The organism is Mycobacterium sp. TY815, assembly GCF_030755135.1.
In the GTDB taxonomy this organism is placed as follows: domain Bacteria; phylum Actinomycetota; class Actinomycetes; order Mycobacteriales; family Mycobacteriaceae; genus Mycobacterium.
In genome coordinates, this window is sequence record NZ_JAUFRX010000001.1 from 1,665,374 (window position 1) to 1,688,368 (window position 22,995).

General features: G+C 60.1%; 19 protein-coding genes. 7 read left to right on the forward strand and 12 right to left on the reverse strand.

Annotated features, from left to right (window positions below):
• Positions 1 to 45 precede the first annotated feature (45 nt).
• The 4 genes from QXK92_RS06785 to QXK92_RS06800 all read left to right on the forward strand — a co-directional run bounded on the left by QXK92_RS06785 (position 46) and on the right by QXK92_RS06800 (position 5,514).
• Positions 46 to 1,545, forward strand: coding sequence for a glycosyltransferase family 87 protein (locus QXK92_RS06785; RefSeq protein ID WP_306240904.1), 1,500 nt, complete (start codon positions 46 to 48; stop codon positions 1,543 to 1,545).
• Positions 1,546 to 2,184: 639 nt separating this feature from the next.
• A complete protein-coding gene (locus QXK92_RS06790) occupies positions 2,185 to 2,664 on the forward strand; it encodes a DapH/DapD/GlmU-related protein (RefSeq protein ID WP_306240905.1) in 480 nt (159 codons plus the stop codon).
• Complete coding sequence (locus QXK92_RS06795; protein WP_306240907.1) at positions 2,661 to 4,247, forward strand: GMC oxidoreductase; 1,587 nt, start codon at positions 2,661 to 2,663, stop codon at positions 4,245 to 4,247. Before QXK92_RS06790 ends, QXK92_RS06795 begins: the two co-directional genes overlap by 4 nt.
• Before the next feature lie 40 nt (positions 4,248 to 4,287).
• Complete coding sequence (locus tag QXK92_RS06800; protein ID WP_306240908.1) at positions 4,288 to 5,514, forward strand: DegT/DnrJ/EryC1/StrS aminotransferase family protein; 1,227 nt, start codon at positions 4,288 to 4,290, stop codon at positions 5,512 to 5,514.
• Between the two features lie 76 nt (positions 5,515 to 5,590).
• On the opposite strand, the gene QXK92_RS06805 is transcribed toward QXK92_RS06800, so the two are convergent.
• The 6 genes from QXK92_RS06805 to QXK92_RS06830 all read right to left on the reverse strand — a co-directional run bounded on the left by QXK92_RS06805 (position 5,591) and on the right by QXK92_RS06830 (position 12,522).
• On the reverse strand, positions 5,591 to 6,841 hold the full coding sequence (locus QXK92_RS06805) for a hypothetical protein (RefSeq protein ID WP_306240909.1): 1,251 nt from the start codon (positions 6,839 to 6,841) through the stop codon (positions 5,591 to 5,593).
• 177 nt (positions 6,842 to 7,018) lie between these two features.
• Positions 7,019 to 7,636 carry a bifunctional 2-polyprenyl-6-hydroxyphenol methylase/3-demethylubiquinol 3-O-methyltransferase UbiG gene (locus tag QXK92_RS06810; RefSeq protein ID WP_306240910.1) on the reverse strand — a complete coding sequence of 206 codons (618 nt, stop codon included), beginning with the start codon at positions 7,634 to 7,636 and terminating at the stop codon, positions 7,019 to 7,021.
• 571 nt (positions 7,637 to 8,207) lie between these two features.
• A complete protein-coding gene (locus QXK92_RS06815; RefSeq protein ID WP_306240911.1) occupies positions 8,208 to 9,089 on the reverse strand; it encodes a methionyl-tRNA formyltransferase in 882 nt (293 codons plus the stop codon).
• A gap of 22 nt (positions 9,090 to 9,111) precedes the next feature.
• Positions 9,112 to 10,050 (reverse strand): glycosyltransferase family 2 protein, encoded by a 939-nt coding sequence (locus tag QXK92_RS06820; protein ID WP_306240912.1) that lies wholly within the window; start codon positions 10,048 to 10,050, stop codon positions 9,112 to 9,114.
• 494 nt (positions 10,051 to 10,544) lie between these two features.
• A complete protein-coding gene (rffA, locus tag QXK92_RS06825; protein ID WP_306240913.1) occupies positions 10,545 to 11,705 on the reverse strand; it encodes a dTDP-4-amino-4,6-dideoxygalactose transaminase in 1,161 nt (386 codons plus the stop codon).
• Between the two features lie 76 nt (positions 11,706 to 11,781).
• Positions 11,782 to 12,522 (reverse strand): WbqC family protein, encoded by a 741-nt coding sequence (locus QXK92_RS06830; RefSeq protein WP_306240914.1) that lies wholly within the window; start codon positions 12,520 to 12,522, stop codon positions 11,782 to 11,784.
• An 805-nt stretch (positions 12,523 to 13,327) separates the two neighbouring features.
• Between QXK92_RS06830 and QXK92_RS06835 the strand changes: the two genes are divergently transcribed.
• Entirely contained in the window at positions 13,328 to 15,316 is a 1,989-nt protein-coding gene (locus QXK92_RS06835; RefSeq protein WP_306240915.1) for an acyltransferase family protein, read from the forward strand.
• On the opposite strand, the gene QXK92_RS06840 is transcribed toward QXK92_RS06835, so the two are convergent.
• The 4 genes from QXK92_RS06840 to QXK92_RS06855 all read right to left on the reverse strand — a co-directional run bounded on the left by QXK92_RS06840 (position 15,294) and on the right by QXK92_RS06855 (position 20,955).
• Positions 15,294 to 16,772 carry a hypothetical protein gene (locus tag QXK92_RS06840; protein WP_306240916.1) on the reverse strand — a complete coding sequence of 493 codons (1,479 nt, stop codon included), beginning with the start codon at positions 16,770 to 16,772 and terminating at the stop codon, positions 15,294 to 15,296. The genes QXK92_RS06835 and QXK92_RS06840 overlap by 23 nt on opposite strands.
• A 99-nt stretch (positions 16,773 to 16,871) precedes the next feature.
• On the reverse strand, positions 16,872 to 18,344 hold the full coding sequence (locus tag QXK92_RS06845; RefSeq protein WP_306240917.1) for a glycosyltransferase: 1,473 nt from the start codon (positions 18,342 to 18,344) through the stop codon (positions 16,872 to 16,874).
• A 29-nt stretch (positions 18,345 to 18,373) separates the two neighbouring features.
• On the reverse strand, positions 18,374 to 19,393 hold the full coding sequence (locus tag QXK92_RS06850; protein WP_306240918.1) for an NAD(P)-dependent oxidoreductase: 1,020 nt from the start codon (positions 19,391 to 19,393) through the stop codon (positions 18,374 to 18,376).
• The gene (locus QXK92_RS06855; RefSeq protein WP_306240919.1) at positions 19,390 to 20,955 is read right to left on the reverse strand and encodes a nucleotide sugar dehydrogenase; all 1,566 of its coding nucleotides are present in this window, start codon (positions 20,953 to 20,955) and stop codon (positions 19,390 to 19,392) included. Before QXK92_RS06855 ends, QXK92_RS06850 begins: the two co-directional genes overlap by 4 nt.
• Between QXK92_RS06855 and rfbG the strand changes: the two genes are divergently transcribed.
• Entirely contained in the window at positions 20,881 to 21,897 is a 1,017-nt protein-coding gene (gene rfbG / locus QXK92_RS06860; protein ID WP_306240920.1) for a CDP-glucose 4,6-dehydratase, read from the forward strand. The genes QXK92_RS06855 and rfbG overlap by 75 nt on opposite strands.
• 27 nt (positions 21,898 to 21,924) lie before the next feature.
• Positions 21,925 to 22,137, forward strand: a complete 213-nt coding sequence (locus QXK92_RS06865; protein ID WP_055579412.1) for a dodecin — start codon at positions 21,925 to 21,927, stop codon at positions 22,135 to 22,137.
• 20 nt (positions 22,138 to 22,157) lie between these two features.
• Here QXK92_RS06865 and QXK92_RS06870 read toward each other — a convergent pair whose 3' ends face one another.
• Entirely contained in the window at positions 22,158 to 22,568 is a 411-nt protein-coding gene (locus tag QXK92_RS06870; RefSeq protein ID WP_306240921.1) for a DUF86 domain-containing protein, read from the reverse strand.
• Complete coding sequence (locus tag QXK92_RS06875; RefSeq protein WP_306240922.1) at positions 22,558 to 22,941, reverse strand: nucleotidyltransferase domain-containing protein; 384 nt, start codon at positions 22,939 to 22,941, stop codon at positions 22,558 to 22,560. The genes QXK92_RS06870 and QXK92_RS06875 overlap by 11 nt, the downstream gene beginning before the upstream one ends.
• Positions 22,942 to 22,995: the final 54 nt, after the last annotated feature.

A 22,995-nucleotide genomic window follows, 5' to 3' on the forward strand; every position in this document is an offset into this window, starting at 1 on the left:
CCGCTCCTGCTACCGTGTCGCGCAGAACTGGGGAGGAGCATCCAGATGAATCGACCCCTTGAGGTGCTGCGTGGTGCGGCAACCGCGTCCCGGGAGCGGATCTCGACGGTCACCTCCCAGTCCGAGCGGACGCTGCTACTCGGCACGATCCTGCTGGGGTCGGCACTCTCGGCGGTGACGGCCTACGTCCTCATCCAGTGCTACGCGGTCGACGTGGTGTCCACGCTTCTGCTGGTGCCCCAAGACTGCTGGATCGACTGGGACATGAGGATTGGTAGACACTGCTTCAGCGACTACGCCATGGTCGTTAGTGCTGGGGTCAAGCCCAACCCCGCGGACTATGTCATCTCGTTACCCCCCGATTACAAGCCGACTCCAATGGGGACATGGGCGCCCGCACGGCTGCCGTACTCCCTGTTCGGGTCGCCAGCCCATTGGCTAGGTGCCCCGCGCCTCGGTCTGATCTGTTATCTGCTTGCGTTGACCATCGCACTGATCTCACCGGCCGTTTGGGCGGCGCGACAAGCCTGTGGACCCGAGCGGGTGGCGGTCCTGCTCGCCCTAAGCGTGGCCGCGATCCCGGCGTGGGGTGCGATCGATCGTGGCAACTCGACAGGATTTTTAGTACCCATAGCTTTGGTGTTTTTCGTGGCGTTGGCTCGGGAGCGGTGGGGCCTCGTTACAGTCATGGTGATTCTGGCCGCCCTGTTAAAACCGCAGTTCGTCGTTCTCGGCGTAGTGTTGTTGGCGGCACGACAATGGCGCTGGGCCGGCATCGGCATTATCGGCGTAATTTTTTCAAATATCGGAGCTTTTCTCTTATGGCCGCGGGGCTTCCCGGGGACTATCCCCCGGTCGGTCCAGGACCTAGCGAACTTCAACAGTTCGTTTGGCGGGCTGCAGGACACACGCAACGTTTCCTTTGCTCGAGCGCTATTACTAATTCCGGACAGCATTAAGACCGCCCAGGCAGGCACGCTTCCGCAGGACTTTCTCGCTGGTCCGCGAACATTGATCGGGTTTGCCATACTGCTTGCCGTAGTTGCCGCAGTCCTGGCTCTCGGTCGGCGCATCCCGCCGGTGATGGCTGGCATTGTATTGCTAGCCACCGCTACGCTCGCCCCTTCGTACGCTGCCTTCTATTACTTGGTGTTCGCTCTCCCTATCGCGGCGATTATTGTCCGGGACCCGAATGGACCCCCTGGCGCAGGAATTTTCGACCAATTCGCCACCCACGGCGGCCGCCGTCGCTCAGTTGGCATCTGCGTGACTGCAGCAGCGGTGATCAGCATTGTCAACATCGCCCTTCCAAGCCGACCGTTCCAAGTACCGATTTACGGACAGCTGGGTGCCAGAGGCGTCATGGGCAGCACGACGCTTGTCGGGACCACTGTCACGTATACGGCTGTTTTTTGGCTAGTGGCGGTCGCTGCGATCATCGTCTCGTACGCACGACGACCGGTTGACTCAAGCGACAGTGTCGAAATATCAGTCCGCAAGGCAAGCGGGCACAATCCTGTTGGCGTCCACATCATGGACAGCTAGCCTTGTGCGAGATTCCGCGAGAGAGCAAGCACGCAGCATCGTCCGAACAGTGCGTCGTAGAGCGGGTCCGAGTCGCCCACCGACAAATGACCCGGCGCCCGGACCAATTTCACCGGACGCTCCACCCAATTCCGTGAGTGGTTGCACCCTAGAATTTCTGGTCGCGACCCAACGGCCACCCGGCAGCAGCGACGAGCGGTCCGCGCACCTCGCCTGCAGGTCAGTACATCCGGCTCGGTCAGTACACCCGGCCCTTGCGCGACGGGCGGGCCCACACAGCGCATACAGCCCAGACAGAAGGACCCACGCCCTTGGCCGCTCGCGCCTATCGATCCTGCTCGTCAACCACGACGGCAGATCCCAACGCCGGCGCACCGCCCGCTTCGACTGGTGCGGTGCCGCGTGCTCCAAGCCCGTTCGCACCACCAGCGGAGTAGGCGGTACGTAACATCGTCGCCATGCATCAAACAGCCCCGATCTCTAGAAGCACGCTCACGAGACCACTCCGGTACGACAGGGGTTTCGCGACACCGCGGCGACCGCGCCAGAAGGGCTGCACCTGGAGAACGCTTCGCTCGATCGTGCCTGCAGGGCGGCTTTGATGTTGCGCCATATCCGCATCGCCCGGAGGTTGCGTCCATGAGTCCGTCACTTGCTTTCAAATTGCTCTTTAGGCGTTTCCTCTGTCTTAAGCTCTCAAACCTCTGCCCGTTCACATCCGGGCGCATCTTCCTATACCGCCTGATGGGCATTCGGATCGGTACAGACGTCTACATGGGGTTCGACATCGAACTCGAGACAAATTTTCCCGAGCAGGTGCGAATCGGAGACCATGTCACGATCTCTCATCGGTGCATCATCACAGCTCACATGGGTAGCCCTTCGGACACACCTGTGAAACGCTCCTTTCCCCCTGGCTCGAAGCCCGTCGTCATCGAAGACGGAGCGTGGATTTGCATCGGCGCGACCATCCTGCCCGGAGTGACGATCGGCAAAAACGCGGTAGTCGCGGCAGGAGCAGTGGTATCGAGAGACGTCCCAGCTGACACTATGGTCGGCGGCATCCCAGCGCGGCATATCAAGCACCTCGCCGCACCTATCGCGGAGACCGGAGAATGACTACGGTCGGCATCGTCGGTTCCGGACACACAGCCATTGCCGTCGCGAAGGTGCTCGTCGGGCGCGGCGTACATCCGATCATTCTCGACGTGGGAGAGACGCTCGACGCGGACCGACAAGCCGTCGTATCGCGGATGAGCGGGCAAAGAAAGACAGAGTGGAGCGCCGAGGATCTGGCCGTTGTCACGCACAACCCCACTGTTTCGCAAAAGAAGGTGCTGCGACTCGCGTTTGGGTCGGAATACCCGTACGCCGGCACAAGGCCGAGTGCACCGCTAGACGTGGTCGAGGATGGCCCGAGCCCCTCGATGGCGCGCGGTGGTTACAGCACGATTTGGGGAGCCGCAATGCTACCCGCCGCGTCGTGCGACCTTCAGGCGTGGCCCTTTCCTGCGCGCGATCTCGACCAGTACTACAAGCTCGTCTTGCGGGGCTTGCCATTCTCCGCAACGAATGACGCGTTGGCCCGTCAGTTCCCCTTGTATCGAGACGACACTCAACCGCTCACCCCGTCCCCGATCGTGCAATCCTTTCTGCGGACGCTCGATAGTTCGACGTTCCTCCGAGGGCGCGACGATGTGGCCTACGGACAAGCGCGCATTGCGGTACGTACCGAAGACGGGCTGGACGGTCCCGGATGCATCTACTGCGGGCGTTGCCTCTCGGGATGCGTGTACGGATCGATCTACTCCGCGGAACAAGACCTTCAAAAGTTGATTCGAGCGGGGCAAGTCGAATACCGACCCGGCCGAACAGTGATCGAATTTTCGGAACGCGGCAACGAAGTGGAAGTCCTCTGCGATACCAGCGGAGGTCCTGAACGTGTCGTGGTGAATCGTCTGTTTGTGGCTGCCGGCGCTCTCAACTCGACTCGCCTCGTCCTAGAGTCGAAACGCCTTTACGACCGTCCAACGGTATTGAGGACGACACAGGGCTTCGTGGTCCCGATGGTCAACGTTCGGGGCGCGCCGTTTGAGTGGCCCAACGCTAACACCCTTTCAGGAGCATTCTTCGAGTTCAAACACCCGTCCCTTTCTGACAATTGGATCCATTCGCAGATCAGCCCGGCCAACGAGCTCATCCTGGCAAAATTGGGTTACCAAGCGAGTAGCGGACTTTTCGACAACGTTCGCAAGCTCGCGCTCCGACGCCTCCTTATCGCGCTAGTCAATTTTCACTCTGACCTCGCGGGTTCTTATTCGCTGCGCCTACGCGCAGGAGTCACGAGCGGGCGAAGCGTTCTTTCGGTGACAACTCAGCCTTCGAAATACTTTGCGGAAACTATGAAAAAAGGGTCGCGGCGCTTCACGCGACTCCTGTCGAGGGTCGGCGTTGTGCCTGTCACCCCGTTTATGTACGGCGACCCGCTAAAGCCGATCGGCTGGCACTTCGGCGGTACGCTGCCCATGAGGAAAGCTCCCAGCGACGAGATGCACACGGACCTACTTGGACGGCCAAAGGGATGGCAGCAAATCCATGTCGTCGATAGCAGCATCTTTCCTTCCGTGCCCGCAACGACTGTTGCGTTGCTTGCGATGGCAAACGCGTCGCGAATCGCCCAAACCACTCCACTCGAAAACTGAGGACCCCTTGGCTATTCCCCGTAGCATCGTCTACCACCCTGTGTGGTTCGACGTTAGAAACTACTTCGCTTCGTTCGGCGGCACGAACCGCGTCTCCCCCGCACAAGCGAGCCAGAAGGTCGCGGAGTTTGAACGCGCTTTTGCTCGTCACATGGGCATGAGCAGCGCGCACGCGTTTCCGTATGCACGAACCGCGCTCTACTTTGCTTTGAAGGCGCAGAACTTCGAACGGGGTTCGGAGATCATCATGCCGCCCGTCACGATCAAGCCCATGATGGATATCGTGATCAGCCTGGGCCTGAAGCCGGTCTTCGCCGACATCGAGCTTGACACGCTCTGCTTCGATCTCGACGAACTGAAGAAGGCAATCAGTCCCAAGACTCGGGCGATCCTCGTAACCTATCTGTTCGGAATCGCTCCCAACATGGAGCCGCTCATGGCTTTATGCCGCGAGCACGATTTATTCGTAGTCGAAGACTTCTCGCACGCTTTGAACGCCTCGTGGAACGACAGGAAGCTCGGCACATTCGGCGCCGTTGGCATCTACTCGTGTTCTCGGACCAAGACCGTCGACGCCTATGGCGGCGGACTGGCAATCACCAACGACCCGGTTCTCGCCAAGCGTCTAGACGAGGCGAAGGCCTCTTTGAAGCCGACGCCCCCAGCGAGACTCCGCGCGAAGATCACCCAAACCCTCATCACGAACGTCGCCACACGTCGTCCCGTCTTCACCACGGCCGTTTCGCCGATGCTCTCACTGGTCGGAAGGATCAACCCAGACAAGGCAAAGGCACTCACCGGAGCGCGGCAGAACCTCAAGCCCGATACCATGCTTCCGGAGGACTACTTCGAGCAATTCACCTGGGCTCAGGCGAAAGCCGGGTTGGCGATGCTGGAGAAGGTTGAAAGAGAAGACGACAAGCGAATCGCTAACGTTTCGGAGCTGCGCCAGCCTCTGATGGCTTTGGGTGAACCTTGCGCTAAAAGCGTCAAACACGGACGGAGCGTGTACTGGCAGTTTGTGGTGTTCGCCGCTGACGCGGAGCGTTTCCGAGAGGCCCTTGCGAGGCGCGGCATCGACACGGGGACGACCAACCTCTCGCTCGTCTGCAGCTTGGGGATCTACCCGGATTACGAAAAGACCTGTCCCAATGCTGAGCGCGTCAAGAACAACGCCATGTACATCCCCGTCTACCCGCGGCTCGGCGAGAGGGCTCTCAACCACATCATCGACGCGATTCCCTACGCACTCGAGCAATCGGGCTAATCGAAAGTCCACGAGCGACGGCCGAATCCGCGGCGCACGGTCCTCCTCTGGCCGAAGTGGCAGGCGCTGCGCAGAGTTAGCCGGGTGCTCGCGCCAGGGCGACCAGATGGATGATAATTCCTAACAAAGGACCACATAGCAGCGCAATCACGGTGCGCGTCTCCAGCGCCGACGGCAGCAACAATAGCAAGGCCGACGCAACCGTCGCGCCGACCCAACCCAGCGAATAGGCTCCGTGGAGGGCAGCCGCGACCACAGCGGTACCGGTGAGCGTAAGCATGGCTATAACTACGGCCGCCGCCGTCAACCACGCCATTAACGCTCCGCTGGCGCGGTAGTCGGGACCGAAGCCGACGCGAAGCAACCAGGGGCCAATAAGTTCTCCGGCAAGCACCCCGACCAGGCCAATCCCGCCAATGAACAGCGCCGGCGCGATCAAGGCCTTGAACCGATGGCTGCGGTTGTCAACGAAACTTGCGATCAGGTTGCCTTGCATCGCCGTCAGCGGGACCAGCAGCGGCGCACGGGTCAATGTAACCGCGAGTATGATCACGCCACCCTGCGTTCCCAAATGGTCGGAGGTTGCCTTGAGTAAGACAGGAAAACCCATCATCAGGATCGCGCTGGCACCGGCGGCGGTGATTGAATGAGCGGCACCACGCACGAAGGCCGCAAGCCCCCCGGGCGTCAGCAACCGGGCAGCAGCACGCGTCGCGGGCGATGCAAGAAGCATAAGTAGCCACACCCCTGCGCCCGCGGATGCGGCCCACAAGAAGCCGGCTAGACCCCACCCCATAACGACCGCCGCCACAGCGACCGCCATCCGGGTGGCGCCGTCGGTCACCATTAGCGTTGCGTATTGCGTCCACCGGTCAGTTCCGGCCAAGGCGCCCATCAGGGTCGCTTGCACACAGAAACCGACAAGCCCGACACTCACTAGCCCCACTGATAGCCAGTTCGCCTCGCCAAATACTTCTCGGCTCCATAGCGGTGAGCTACCTGCGATCACGGCTGCAGCGACGATACCGATCAAGCCGGCGGCCCGAAGCGGATGAGTACGGGGGCCTGCGACCATTTCGATGTCTCGCGCTAACCGGACCTCCCGGGTGGTCTCCTGAAGGAGACCGTAAGCAGCGCCGGTGACCACACCGAGCGCCCCCCAGAACACCCCAAATACCGCAAAACGATCCGGGGATAGGTCACGGGCTGCCAGGCAAAAGACCGCATAGACGCAGCCAACCGTCAACACTGTCGACATGCCGACCCGAGCAACGCTACCCCGCGCGACTGGCCCAGTGGAGGTCGTGGCGCCCCCGACGTCAGTCATCGCGATGACACGGCCGGGCCGGGCAATACGGACTAAATCTGGCCCAAAAATCAGGTCCCAACATAATTACCGCCGCGGTGTCGAAGACCAAAGGCGGGGAACACCGTGGGCGGGAAGCAGGTCACGGGCTTGTCGTACTCGTCCTGCACATTGCCAATCAGCAACGAACACCTGCCTTCATCCGCTGCACTCCATAGACCAGTGGGTGTAGGGAATCCAAGCCTGATGTCGCACTGTGCCAGCGATGCCCGTGAAAATCCCCTCTGCCAATTTACGGTAGCCCGCTTCATTTCGCACATGCTGACCGCGATCCTTGCTGATGATGAAGCGCGCAATGGGATTCTGATTTGGCGCGTAGCACGCATCGAGTGTCAGCACCCGCCCACCCGGCTTCAACGCCGCCTTCGCCAGTGTCATGAATTGCCGCGCCGTGCCGTCATCGAGGTGATGCAGCACGCCTATACCCATAACGAGGTCGAACGGTTCCAGCGTCACCGCTTCAGCCTGTTCGAGCAGGCGGCAACAGAACGTCCCGCGAGCTCCGAATTTCGCGTTTGCGGCCGCAATATACTCCGCGCTCATGTCGTACCCCGTATATGCCACATCCTGCGGCAGGAAGTCGAGTATCTCCGCTGGGCCGCAGCCGAGATCGAGAATGCGCATACCCGGAAAGGGACGAATTAAATCGCGCACGATCCGCTCGCGACCGCGTGTGGCACCCATGATCCGCTGGAACGCCTCATATACGGCTGGATGCGAAAGTACCGCGCGGACACCCGAAGTCACCTGAGCCATGCCACAACTTTCTTGCCTGAAGCACATCCACCTTGTGGTTCCGTATCGCGGGAAAACAACTTGCCAGATGATGAAGGCGTAATGCCTTCGCAGCTCGAGATTGCCAGCCATTCACTTGCCCGGCGTGCAGTTGCATTCGTTATTTGCATATCCGGTATTCGTTGCCTCCGCCGGACTGCCCAGAGAGCGCCATTCGAGTCGAAGTAATTCATTACAACTGCCGGCCGGTGCGGTGGACCCAGAACAAGCGATCGACAATCGGCACGCAGGCCGCGGTTAAATCCCTCCGGATAAGGCACTCGCGCCTGCTGACATACGAACGCTTTAACACGAAAATGCTGTCCGCTGCTTGCGCTCAAAATAGAAAATTCCATGTCATGTGCTCTCCATCTTTGAATATGCGGTGTTTTAATAGAAGCCAAATACGGCGTGGCATCCTCCGCTTCCCCGTTCTATTTTCACTTTGTTGTCGATAATTGGGGAAACCCTGCCCCTCGCGCCAATTATGAGCTGGAGGATTGGTTCGAGATAGCTGAGCCGAAAGATGTACGAAGCATCAAGGATTGCCCACTCAAGTCTCTCTCCGTCCACGTTGATTCTCGTCCATAGCAAGCGTGAGCACCAGCCGTCCACCGCTACGTTCCAGAACCACGAATCCTTCTTCGTCGATCGCCCCATTGTCGTTACCAGTCAGCAAGGTTTGTTCGATGAAAGTCGAGCTTCGAACTATGCGGTCGATGCCACGGAGGTTAACGGTTACACCCGGGTACGGGGCGACCGCCCGGACGACCTTGTGCAACTCACGAAGATCTTGCGTCTGATCTAGCGAGACGCGCTCGGCAAATCGCCGATTGGCGGGCGTCGGCGTGCCGCGTTGAGGCGTCCCTGCCGGCCGGGACTCGTCAGCAAAAAGATCAATCACCCGCGGTAGGTGGCTGGCCGCTAGCCGTGCTAGCTCGAGTCTCAATGACGCATTCGTTTCATCGGGACTGATCCGATACCTTGCTTGCACCAATATGTTCCCAGCGTCGACCTCCGGGACAGCGTAGTGAAACGTAACGCCCGTTTCGGTTGCTTCGTCGAGCAACACCGCCTGGATCGGATCGGCCCCGCGAAACTTCGGCAGAAGTGAAGGATGCATGTTAACAGCGCCTAGCCGCGGCAAATCGAGGACCGGCCGCGTAAGGATCTGATTGAATCCTGTCATCAAGATAAGGTCCGGCTCGCAGCTTCGCAGCAGCTCGAACCCGGTGCCCGAAGTGACGCGGAGATTTGTATGGCAGGGGATATCGAGCCCAGCGCACATCTCGTGAACCTGGGGAATCGGATAGTAGGGAAATGGCGCGTCGTAGCGACGCGTGAAGACGGCGCACAGCTTCAACCGCTCGTCCGCCAAGATCGCCGGAAGGACTTCGTTTGTGTAACCGGTTAAACCCAATAAGACAATTCGCATTAGCGCTCCGAAAGGTGACTGTTTAACGTCCGGCGCCGCCGCACGCCGCAGCCTCGCTCACCAGGTAAGTGGGTCTATCCATGCTGCGGAAGTGCATGCGAGCGAGGTACTCGCCGATAATTCCGAGTGCAAAAAGTTGCGCACCCGAGAAGACGGCAATAATCGAGGCCAGGAAAGCGAAGCCTGGGACAGCACTGCCATTGATTAGGAAGTTGGCGGTGACGAAGGCAAAAACTGAAATGCCGAACAATACTAAGGCAAAACCAATGTAGCTCGAGATTTGCAGTGGCAGCGTACTGAATCCAGTCATCAGGTCGACCGCATGCCGAATGAGGCGGGTGACCTTGTAGCCACTGACGCCGGCAGCGCGCGGAGCATGTCGCACCTTGATCGTGGTGAATCGAGTGGTCGTCCACGTGAGCAATACGTCGATGGAAACAGTCGGGCTACGATAGTCGCAGAAACCATCTCGCAAGCGGGTACGGAAGGCGCGGAAGGCGCTAACATTGCGGGCAGTTTCAGCTCCCATTGCGCTAGCCAGCGCCAACTTCGTAAGGCGCGAGGCCGCATTTCGAAGCAACCCGTGTTGTTCGGTCCTCGGAGCGCCATAGACTACGTCAACCTCTGGCCCAAGTGCTGCGACAAGTGGAGCAATTTCGCTTACGGGGTGCTGTAGGTCGTCGTCCATTGTAACTATCACGTCGGAATTCGCAGCGCGGATGCCGCAGAGCAAAGCATTGTGTTGACCATAGTTGCGGCTCATGCGGATGCCGCGTACCTTCCCGTCAACCGCCGCCAGTTCGCTGATGATCGACCACGACTCGTCTCCCCCGTCATCCTCCACAAAGATAATTTCGAAGTCAGGGGTTATTTGCTCCATCGCAGCCTTCAACTGTCCGTATAAGTCGCGCAAAGTCGAGGCTGCGCGATACACGGGAATAACAACACTCACACTGAGCACGACGACGCCTCCAAGATCACGTATCGAAGTCTGCCATATGCTGTACTAACAAATGCTTGTACGAACATGCCTTAAACGCCCAAAATACTGGTAGCTTGTCCGGGTATTGCGCGAGATTTACGACGATTACCAACGCAGGTCCCCCTACGGCGTCTGGAATTTCTTGGCAGATTACCGCTAAATATATGATGATCACCGCGCACCCGGTGTTTCACGAACGGCAGCGAGCGATACAATGAGCCCTCATCCAACAACACTAACTTGTAGTCGTCAGTGATCGCGATCCTTCCCGCGGTCTTACATAGGCAATATTCTTCCAAGCAGCATGATGATTGGCGCAGCTCCGTGACGATTGAAAGCTTCATCCCGGCACATAGCTGAGGTTGTAACGGAGCCTGCTCCCGCGAATGAGCAAATATGCAACAATTTTGAGATTCCTCAATTGACAGAGCTACTGACGTCGAATCAAGAATAGAATACTGAAAGTTCACGAGTCAGCCTTCTGTCAAATTGTGACGGGCTCGATAGAAATCCAAAACAGCATCACCCACTTCTTCAACCTCCGAATCAGTGAGATCGAAGTACATGGGCAATCGAAGCAATCGAGCACTTAATTCCTCGGTTACTGGCAGATCCTTCGAGATGAGGTCCAGTGTTTGCGCGAACGGCGAGGAATGCAACGGCACGTAATGGAACACAGCAAGGATCCCTCTTGCTCTCAAATGTGCTATCAGTGCGGTTCGTTCATCTATGTTTGCAGTCAAAAGGTAGAACATGTGATAATTGGGGGTGCAGGCCTCAGGCACAGCAGGAATTCTAATTAATCCACGCTGCACAAGCGGAGCCAGCATTGCTGCGTAACGGTCAAATATCTCCCCACGCCGCCTGGTTATCTTTTCCATGTTTTCGATCTGGCCCAGCAGGAATGCAGCGAGCATATCGGAAGGAAGGTAGGACGAGCCCACGTCCACCCAGGTGTACTTATCAGACTGCCCGCGCAGGAATTGGCTTCTATTAGTTCCCTTTTCCCGCAGGATTTCGGCACGTTGCTCCATGGCCGGATCGTTGATGACTAAGGCGCCGCCTTCACCGCAAGACAGATTTTTGGTCTCATGAAAGCTGTAGCAGCCGAAGTGACCAATTGTGCCCAGGTAGCGATTCTTGTAGCGGGCGTGCACGCCCTGCGCTGCATCTTCGACCACCAGTAGTCCGTGGCGGTCAGCAATATCCATGATCACGTCCATCTCACACGCCACACCTGCGTAGTGGATCGGGAAGATGGCGCGGGTGCGCGGCGTGATCGCCTGCTCGATTAAGCGCTCATCAATGTTGAGCGTGTCCGGCCTGACATCCACGAACACCGGTTGGGCGCCTCTGAGTACGAACGCATTGGCGGTGGAGACGAAGGTATAGGACGGAACGATGACCTCGTCGCCGGGTTGCAGGTCGCACAGCAATGCGGCCAGCTCGAGGGCGGAAGTGCATGATGTGGTCAGCAAGACACGGTTTGCGCCGAAGCTCTTCTCCAGCATGGCCTGTGCGCGTTTAGTGAAGGGTCCGTCGCCGCTGGCGTGTCCACCTACGACCGCTTGGCCGACGTAGGTCAGTTCCGAGCCGACCAGTGCAGGCTTGTTGAACGGAATTCGGATATTCACCAAGCTGCCCCTGTCGGCCGAAGCAGCATCGGGTCAGGCAACCACGAAGCCGGCGCAGGCCTCCTCCATCGAATAGTCATAGGGACGCCCCACTCCCCCATATGAAGCGCGGCGCGTCAGGTCCGGCCATCATCAGCAAATCTAGGATTGAGACCTGGGGATCGAAGGGTGGATGAAGCTGACCATACGGTTCGTAACCATAGTTCATGTATTCCAGCGAAATTCCGGCGTCGGCCAACTTCTCTTCCTCGAGATAGTCACGAGCCGAAGGGCCGCTGACGTAATGGGTGGCTCCGACTTGCTGCAGGATCGACACTAGCCGATCGGTTTTAGCGCCATCCGCGGTGAGCTGCGAGGAGCGGACGAATCGCCTGTCGCTGAGCCCCAGGAGTCCGGCGATCTCTATCGTCGTGTCGATCGTGAAGTCGGCAAGCATCTCGGGCTGTCGGCTGTAGATGTCTTCCAACAGGTCGCGGTAGGTCTCGAAGAAGGGCGCCTTCGCATAGGCCTGCCGGATTGTGGTCCAATGCGACTTCGTCCACGGTCGCTTCCAGTCGATGCGGATCGAGTTGATCGTCGCCCCGGTCTCGACCGAACCCTTCTTGGCCACGGGAATCGTCAGCCATACCGGGCCATTAGCCGTCTTCACGCGGTTACGGTTGCGCCAACCACCACGATCGTATTGCACGTCGTCGTAGAACACGAACACATCAGACTTCTGAATCTGATGGAAGTAACCGCGCCATGGGATGTACGAAGGCTGAAGGACCACGCAGTTCGTTACCGGTTTGGTCCCCGCTAACTGCCGTTCAACCACGTGTAATCACCGGCCGCACGCCTCCCTTTCCCGGACGGTCTGTCGTTTCCCAACAATCGGATCAGCGTGCTCCGACGACGGCAGGCCGAGGTGTAAGGTAACCCGCCGTTGCTGATGCGCTCGCCGGCTGATGTGCCACGCGAAACCACCACCTCCCCCCATCTCCCCGACCCCCGCGCATTCGTCGGCGAGATCGAACCGTCCCGGCCGCGGGGCGATCGTTGGGACGAGCGTACGAGATTTCCTCCGCCTAGATGTTGCGTTTCGCGCAAATAACGATGGTGCGCCGGTCACAGAAATTCGATGCCTTCGGCATGCGTGGGGTTTCGCTGCAGTCCGATCATGCAACTTCTACCTGTGGCGTCGCGAGATAGAAACAGGGGTCAGCTGCCCTCAGGACGGAATGTCGCCGATTCGGCGGCCGAAACTGATATCGCCGCTGTTCAGCGCTCTCTCATCTCTGACGCGACCCGGCCTGCCATCCAGCGGTGGCCGCTCCGCGATCCGGCCAGCCGCGCCGGCTACGCGTACAGCGATTGCCTTCAAAAGGCCACAAATCGACAATCGCGATTCTGCGCCAGCCCCGGGTGACGCACTCGATACACTCGTTGTCCAGATTGTCATAGTTCGTCCGGCTTCGGCCTCGGTAACGAGGAAGGCCGCGTGAGCCCAAGTCGGCACCCGGCACATCTCCTCACATTTGACTGCTGTCGGTATCACAGGCCGTGGTGAAGTGCGACTATGGATCCTCAGTAGGATCACCGTGTCGGAGGCAGGTGGCTAGGGAGGGTCAGGTGGTTCCCTGATGGGAGGGGTCCGACTCGACACGCCCGCTATCGTCACCGGTGGCCGCAGACCCGACATCCAAGGGCTTCGAGCGGTCGCGGTGCTGCTTGTTGCGTTCTTTCACGGGGGACTTCCCGTGCCCGGCGGATTTGTGGGCGTCGACGTCTTCTTCGTGATCTCCGGTTTCGTGATCACTGGCATGATCTATCGCGAGCGATCGACCACCGGGCGTTTTCGACTGGGTCACTTCTACTTCCGGCGCTTCAAACGGCTCACGCCGGCGCTGGCGCTGACAGTTGCGGTGACGATGGTCCTGTCCTTCTGCTTAATGTCGCCATTTGAAGTTCAGCAAAAGGCCGCCTCTGCTGGCGCTGCGGCAATGCTCCTGGTGGCTAATTTTGAGATCGCCCGCAGCACGGGAGATTACTTCGCGCAGCCCGCGAAAGTGAACCCGATGCTGCACACCTGGTCCCTATCGGTCGAGGAACAGTTCTACCTGGTTTTCCCCGCGATTTTGCTGCTCGGCTGGGCGCTCTCGACGCAAGGGGTGCGACGATCGCGGCGAGCAATTGTGCTGGTGAGCTTGGTGTCAGCCGCATCTTTCTGGCTGGCGGTCGCGCAACCGGGTGGGCAGACCGCGATGCAGATGAACATCACCGGCTTCTACAGCCCCTTCACCCGTGCCTGGGAGTTCGCGGTGGGTGCGTTGCTGGCGCTTGCGTTGACCAATCGCGTTTTCCGCTCGAATAAGCTCGCCGAGATCCTCGCCTGGCTCGGCGTGGCATTGCTGGTCTTCTCAGCCGCGAAAATCGACGAGGCGACGCCTTTCCCGAGCACGTGGACTTTACTTCCGGTTGGCGGTACCCTCCTGCTGATCGCCGCAGGCACCCAGCACATAACCTCGATCGGCCGGGTGCTCACGCTGCCGCCCGTCGTCAAGTTGGGCGACTGGTCGTATTCGATCTACCTCTGGCACTGGCCACTGGATGTGTTCGCCGTCCAGCTGTGGCCGGAGTCTTCGTACGCGACGGTTCTGGCAACATTACTGGCGATCGTGATCGCGGCGGCCTCCTACCGATGGGTCGAACAGCCGATACGACGGCTTCCGCCGCTCAACCGGGCCCGGAGTGGCGCTCTGATCGCTGCGGTCGTATTGCCTCCTGTGCTTCTGGCAGAAGTCGCCCTGTTCGGCGCGAACGACTTCTGGTTGCCGCGGTACGAATCCGGTGCTGTTCCGACGACGCACCACGGCAGCACCGATTGGGACGATTTCTACCAACTGTTGGGACGAATATCGTTTCCGTGTTCTGATCAGGCCGCACGAGACAGTGCTGTGCAATGGAAAGGGCTCAGCCATTGCCGACAATCCAAAGCTAGCTCGCGTGTGGATGTCGCAGTCATCGGCGATAGCCACGCCGAGCATTTGTTTCTCGGCTTGACTGAAGCGTTGCCGGATAAAAACATAATGTACTACATGGCGAACGGCCTACCGGTCGAAACCACTACTGGAATGAGCGAGGTTGTCGCCCATTTTCGCTCTGACCCGGCAATTCAAACTGTCATCATAAACGGAAGTTGGGCCGGCCGAGGTATCGGACGTGGAAATCAGCTGGCAACGACTCTCAGAGCCTTCGCGACCAAAGGCAAAGCGGTGTTTGTGACTGACGATGTTCCTTGGTTCCGCTTCGACGCGGTGGCTTGCAAATACCGCATTGCACCCGTCCTACCTTTCCCGAAATGCAGTCAGGCTCGGCAACGATTCGAGGCGGATTACGCGACCTTCTTCCCCGCGTTAAAGTCGATGGTGGACGCTGTACCAGGTGTAACGCTTCTCGAGACGGCGAAGAATTTCTGCGACAGGGACACATGTCGGATGAATGAGGGCGATGTTCTCTACTTCCGCGATTCCAATCACCTGAACGAAACGGGTAGCAGATTCCTGGCCGGCCGCATGCTCGCCGACAATCCGCAATTCCGGGCTGCCGTCACCCGCTCGTCGAATCACTGAGGTTAGAGGCAGGGGCGACCAGACTCCGAGCCGTCCCGACAGCGAAGAATAAACCGACGCCGATCGCCAGAAAAGCAGGTCCGCCCGTCAGTAAGCTGTGAGTAACCGTCGCCGTGGCGGCGGCGGGCGCACCCCGAAGCAGCAGGTGACTGCGCGCCACGCGGTTGTCCGCATCGGCGGGCCGGATATCGGGCGGCAGGATTGCCCTCAGATCAGGATCGCCGAGCACCTTTGCCTGTCGTTCTGGATACGGATGGGCAAGTGTGACACCGTGATTGGCGCTCCCGCGCTCCTTGAGCTGTTTCAGGTCTCCGGTCGCCAGATAGGCCCGAACATTGGCGGTCTGTCGATCTGCCGCCTTGCTCCAGTAACTGCAGGCGAGCACCGACACGCAACCTGCCACCGTGAATGCGGCGGCAACGGCAATCACCCAGAGCACCGGGCCACGTTGGACCCTTTTGCCCGCCTCGGCGCTGCGCGCCCTGTCTGACAGTGCGAACACGCTTACGAACGCCATGGGATACACCATCAGCACCACGTCCAAGTAGCGGGGTGCTACCACACTTCCGCGTCCGTAGGCGAACAGAACTAGTTGAATGGTGACCCAACCGGAGATTCCGAGGACGACCCAGGCGCCGTCGGAAATACTCGGGCGGGTCTTCAAGGTACGCCGACAGTACAGGGCGATCGGGATTCCTCCGGCAATCGTCAGAGCCGCGAAAATCCCAAGTCCTGCAACGAAACCCGCAGGGGTGGACATTGACTTGGCGCTTTCAGCTCCCCACGCGGTCATCGCGACGGCGATCGACGCCATTACGACGACAGCTGCGATTTCGCGGTTGCTGCGCTTCCTGCTGTTCGTCACGATTTGCAGTGCCACCAGCATCGCAGCGGCCGGCAGGGTGGCGACGCCCGTGGCAAAGGTGAAGTAGCTGAGGATTGCCGCCGATAAACCGGCAAACCAGCGCACCGAGAATGCTGGCGCAGTGGAGAAAGCGGCTAGTGCGATCAGGCCGAAGAGCAACGACAGATAGACCTGCGATTGAAATCCCCACACGGTGTTCTCGAAGTCGATCGGAAACGCGAAAATCAGCGCGACAAGACAGGTCAGGAGCACCTGAAGGTGCGGTGCGACAAGAGGAATCAGCAGGGCGGCGAGCAACGTGACTAAACCGGTGAGGACGGCTGCGCCGAAAATCATTTCGAGGCGGGTGTTCCACTCACCGGCCATCTCGAGGTGAGCCAAGGCAACGAGGCGGGTGATCAGAATGCGGTGACCGTTGTGCGATGCGACGAGATCGGCAAAGGATATGGTGCCTTTGAGGTAAGGCGAATACAGGGCTTGCCCCTCAGCGTCCCATTGATCGAGCAGTGGCACTGATGAGCTGAACGCGGAAACGATGATGAGCCGGGACCCGAAAACCGTGCAGGCCAAAGCCGCGAGCAAAGCAGACAAGCGTCGTCGTCCGACCGGCGGCCGAGTGTTTGCCTCGGTTGACATAACCTCGTCGTCTCCACGCATTGTCAGTCCCCTGGTCGTCCGGGTGCCAACTCGTCAGGACGAAAGGCTCTTTCGCCGTCGGTATCGCTGTAGCGCATTCACCGCCCCCAGCCCGGCGGCACCGCTTCCGGCCCAACGCATCACCGGACGCCGCATTGCCAGGCCATACCAGCGCAGATACGCAGGCAACCACCCGACCAGATCGAATTTGCTTTCCCCGGCGGTACGGTCCTCCCAGCTGCTCGGGACCTCGTCCACCCGGTAGCCCAGCAGATGCGCCTTCGTCGTGAGCTCCAGACCCACCTCGAATCCGCGCTCGCTTTCGACCGCGACTTCGCTGAGGAGTCGACGACTGTAGCCGCGGAAATTCGTGGTGGCGTCGTGTGTGGGCAAGCGACCGACGTAGTGCAGACTCAGGCCCGCGGTGCGCGACATGGCAGTCTTCAATCGAGGCCCACCGGCCTGCGAGCCACCCGGCATATAGCGCGAACCGCTCACGACGTCTGCGCCCTTGTCGCGAATCTTGGCCGCCATCAACGGAATCACCGATGGCGGGTCCGACAGATCAGCCATACTGCTGACAATGACATCACCCCGCGCCGCCGCAAAGCCGGCGATCAGAGCATTGGCCACGCCCTTGCCCAGGGAGTTGCGCACCAGACGGACCGTGGCGGGGCGGTCGTCCATCGCAGCCAATGCCGGCAGTGTGGTGTCCTCGTCGAAGTCGTAACAGATCAGCAATTCGTGCGGTGTGTCCACCAGTGTCTTAGCGAGCCGCCTGACGCAGACCTGGATGTTCTCGCCTTCGTTGTAGACCGGTATCACCACGCTGATCAGCCGCTCGTTGTCAGCCGAATCGGCCGGCTTGCGGGCGCGAATGACGAACTGCTTGCCGAACACCGGCCAGGCCCACCTGGATCGCACGTACAGCTGGACCAGGATCGGCGCCTTGGGCAAGGGTGAGTATGTCGAATACGGGAGAAAACGTTGGTGGGTGTCGACCACCTCAAAGTCGTTGAGCTGCAACAGCTCCGTTAAAGAGCGATCGCTGATCGGCACCGAATGATCCCAGAAATCCCAGTAGGCGCCGGCTAGGAATCTGATATTGGGCCCCAGGGCGATGAAATGTCCCCCCGGTCGCAGCACCCGCCGAACTTCGGCGATGGTGCGCTCCACTTGCGCCTTGTCCTGTAGGTGCTCCAGCATGTTGCTGCTGAAGACGACGTCCACCGAGCCGTCGGCGAGAAAGCCGAGTTCGTCTGCCCGGCTTTCGTGAAATTCGATGTCGGCATTGAGCTTGCTCGCGCTGTCGGGGTTCAGATCGACCCCGATCCGCCGTGCCGCCTTGACCTGGTTCAGGAATTCACCGTAGCCGCAACCCAGGTCGACGACGGTGTCGCTTCTTCTGATCCACGCCTGAAAGAAGTCTTGTACCAGAACGGTCCATATCTCGGATCGCGCCTCGAGGTCATGACCGAATCGGTTGCGGTACAGCTGTTGTAGGTCGGTTTCACCAGCGATTCGCATATTGTCCTCTGGGTCAGCTCGACCGCGCGTCAGATGGTGCCCGCTTCAACGGCGCTGACGACCCAGGGGATGACCTCGTCGAGCATGGCATCGAGGGATGTCGCCGCGGAAAACCCAAGCACCTCCGAAGCCTTCTGAACATCCGGCGAGCGCAACTGGACGTCGTGCTCGAACGGCGGGTCGCTTTCGTAGCGAAAGGGTGTGTCCGGACGCATCTTGCGCCAGATCACTTCCGCGAGTTCCACGACGGTGGTTGCCTCCGGGGTGGACAGGTTGAAGTCGCCGTTGAGCGCCGCAGGGTGTTCCATACAGGTACGGATACCGCGGGCCAGATCCCCGCCGTAGGTGTAGTGCCGCACCTGCGTGCCGTCGCCGAGTATGTGCAGCGGGTCCTGACCCTTCGCCACCTTCTGGATCAGATCCGGGACGACGTGACTCATGGCGAGTTTGACGTTTCCACTGGGTATTTCACGTCCGCCGATAGCCCGCTGCTCCCCCGTCCCGACACAGTTGAAGGGACGGATGATGGTGTACGGCAATCCGTACTGCTCGTAGGCGCCGTGCGCGAAGTACTCGCACGCCAGCTTCTGGAATCCGTAAGTGCTTGTCGGAGGCGGGCATTCGGTGATGTGCTTCTCCGGCGTCGGAAAGATGGTCGCGTTCTCGAACACCATCGACGAGCTGATCACGTTGATCTTCTTCAACCAGCCCTTCTTGTATGCGTAGATCGCGGCATCGAAGTGAGCGGCGGCGATGCGCTCGTTTTCAGCGAGCAGGTCGTAGGCGTACTCGTGGAAGTAGGTGATGCCGCCGATGCGTGCCGCGCTGGCGACCATCTGATCGCACCCCTCCACCAGGCGGAACATCAGGTCGACGTCTTTGACGTCACCCTCGACGAACTGATAGTTCGGATGATCGTCGTAGCTTTTCGTGACGGGGCCATATTTCGAGTAGTTGTCGATGCCGACGACTTCGTGACCCGCCCGCAGCAACTCGTCGACTACGTAACCGTTGATGAATCCCGCACTGCCCGTCACGAATACTCTCACCGGGCTGCAGCTCCCATTCCCAGGGTTGCCAATTCGGCTCCGTTGAGTGCGTTGTCATCTGCCTCGGTGAGGTCAAGGCAACCCCACACGTCCTCGACGATAGTGCCTTCGGGCACCCGCAGGCCTCGGTATTCAGAGTGCGGAACTCCGACGACGATGACGTCGGCGCGACGGATAACGGTGTCCAGGGGCAGGTAATCCGGACCGTCGAGGAACGGGTCGTGACGGATCACTTCCTTCGCTTCGAGCATCAACAGATGCCGTAATTTGAAGCTGAGCGAATCGCGCGTGTCGTCGCAATCGGCCTTGAACGTCATTCCCAGGATGCCAACGGTCTTGTCGCGCAGGTCGACTCGGCGCTTGAGCATGTTGACGATGAACTGCGGCTGGCCTTCGTTGATCAGCATGGCCGAGTGACCCAGCATGAAGTTGTTGTTGCTGAAGGCCGCCAGCTGCATCGTGTCTTTCAACAGGCAGGGGCCGGCGGCCAGGCCGGCCCTCGGCAAGCTGTCGACTCGACCGTTCTTGTGCGTTGCCGCGTGGTGGACGCGGTTGTAGTCCACCCCGGCCTCGCGGCTGAGCAGGTAGAACTGGTTGGCAACCGCGAACTGGATGTAGCGGTAGCTGTTGCAGAACAGTTTGGCCAATTCGGCTTCTTGCGGCTCCACCTCGATGATCTCGCTGGTGATCCCGGAAAACAGCTCCCGCACCACTCGCAGACCCTCGTCGTCGAATCCGCTGATGATCTGCGGAATGATCCTCAACTCACGGAGCGAGTGTCCTTGCGCGATGCGCTCCGGGCAGAAGGTCACGTGCACGCCGATGCCACGCTCCTGGAAAAGGTCATGCACGCGCTGGGTGAGCCCCGGGTACACCGTGCTTCTGAGCACCAGCGTCTGCTCGTCGTGGAAGTACGGGCTGATCTCGTTGATGATCCGAAAGAAGGTGTGCGCCTGCGGAGTCAGGAACTCATCGACCGGTGTGCCGACGACGCAGATCACGATGTCTGCATTCCTGACGATCCATGAATCTGTGCTCGCCGAGAGGCGTCCGGTGGGCAGCAGACGCTTGAGCAGTTCCTCGGCGCCGTTCTCGATGAAGGGCATGTTGCCGGCCATGATCGTCTTCAACGCCAGCGCGTTCGTATCCAGGATGTCGACCGTGTAGCCCTCGTCGGCCAGGACCAGCGCGAGCGGTAAACCGACGTGCCCCGCACCGCCGACGATGCAGATGCGCTTGTTGTGCTGATTCGCCACGCGAATCGCCCCTCCCTTTGCATACCAGGTCCCGTCCGAATGCGGACGCGACCAAACTGTCCCCAACAGCCAGGCGAAAGTGCTGGCCTGAGCGTACGAAATTTCTTGTGAGCAGATACGGCGTTTGGCGCATATACCGCAGGTATGCCGACGGCGGCCATTCCGTGCCGAATGCATGCTGTAGGTTCGGATGCTGCCCGTCTGACGTGATGCACCGTGAGGAGACCTCATATGCACTACCTCATCACCGGGCACACCGGCTTCAAGGGCCCGTGGCTTTTGCTGCTGCTCCTCGGCCGCGGCCACCAGGTGTCCGGTCTCGCTCTGGATCCACCCGGCGGCAGCCTTTTCACCCGGGCGGGCCTCGCCGACCAGATGCTGAATGACTACCGGGTTGACATCCGCGACGCCACCGCCACCGCATCAGCGATCCAGGCCGCCGCCCCAGACGTCGTGGTGCACATGGCCGCCCAATCGTTGGTACGCGAGTCCTACCGCGAACCACGCTTCACCTATGAGACCAACGCGATGGGCACGATGAACGTGCTGGAGGCGGTCGGAGCCACCCCCTCGGTCCGCGCGCATGTGGTCATCACCACCGACAAGGTCTACCGTAACGTCGACCAGGAAGCCGGCTATGTCGAAACCGATCCACTCGGCGGTGACGATCCCTACAGCGCTTCCAAAGCGATGGCCGATCTGCTGACCCAGTCCTGGATCCGCAGCTTTCCGGGGTGCCCCACCGCAATTGCCCGGGGCGGCAACGTCATCGGAGGCGGCGACGTCAGCCACGAGCGGTTGATGCCCGACCTGGTACGTGCCTATGCAAGCGGCCGGGCGCCGCTGTTGCGGTTCCCCAAGGCCGTGCGCCCCTGGCAGCACGTGCTCGACTGCCTCAACGGGTACCTCACCATCGCCGACGCACTGCTAAGCGGTACGGGGTTGGGCCAGTGGAACATCGGGCCCGGCCGGGACAGCTTCGTCGAAGTCGGCCGGGTGGCCGGACTGGCCGCGGACCTGTGGGGCGGCGGCGCCCACTGGGACCGCCAACCCGGCGAGCACCCGCACGAGGCGAACCTGCTGGCCCTCGACGCCACCAAAGCGCAGGCCGAACTCGGCTGGCGCAACCGCCTCGGCTTCCGTGACGCCGTCTCCTGGACCATCGAGTGGGAACGCCGCGTGCACGATGGCGCCGACCCGCTCACGGTCACCACGGAGCAAATCGCCGCGTTCGAAAGCCTCGATTGACCCCCGCGGCCGTATAAGGTCGCCACGATGAGCAACCACACCTACCGGGTCATCGAGATCGTCGGCACCTCACCCGACGGGATCGACGCCGCCATCCAAAGCGGTCTCACCCGAGCGAAGCAGACAATGCGGAATCTGGACTGGTTCGAGGTGGAATCCGTTCGTGGTCACCTGGTAGACGGCGAGGTTGCGCACTACCAGGTGACCATGAAAGTCGGCTTCCGCCTGGAAGATTCGTAGACCGGCTCAGCCCGCGACCTTCAATGCAAGGACGCCGTTACTTGCGTGACGAATTGTTCTAGGTCACGCAAATCTCCTAGCCTGGAGACAACGACCTCGTCCGACACCTTGACGTACTCGTGAACGAGGACATTCCTAAATCCAACTGCTTTACGCATGGAATCAGACACGTCCGCCGTGAGCATTCCATGGCGTCCAAGCACTTTCATGGCGTCCCCGTTATCAGCAGGCGGACCCCATCCTTGTGCCGCACAGATGTGCTGAGCGATGTCGATACACGCCTCGATTGACGTGATAAAGGTGTACTTCACACCGCGTAGCCACATCGGGTCGGCACGACGTTCTTCGCCGGCGTTGGCTTCTTGACGCAACACGTCGAGATCGTCTGTGATCGCACGCAGCAGCCTGAATATGCGGACGTCATCCACCACGGTGCAGCACCGCTTCAGCGAAGTCCCGGTGAGCGCGATGCAGCCGCGGCAGCTCATCGAGATAGATTTTGCGGGTGGTCGCTTCCCACACCACGCGAGCGCTCTGGTCCCGCGCGAACAGCAGCTTCCCCTGCATCGCGATCCGGCCGGCGAGTTCGAGGGGCGCGTCATTGAGTACCACTAGGTCGACGCCGGTAGGTAGGAGGACCTCGAAGGCCTCCGGATGGGGCTCATCGAAATAGGCCGCAATATCTACATCGGATTGTGGCTTGCCAGCGCCCGCGGCGCGGCTGCCGTGCAGATAAGCAAACGCGGCGCCATTTTGGCGCAGCACTTCGACTGCGTCCGCAATCCGGCTTTCAACCTGATCCACCGTCCGATTGTCTCACCGCAGCACGTTCCACGGTTGCAAGCGACGCAGACGACC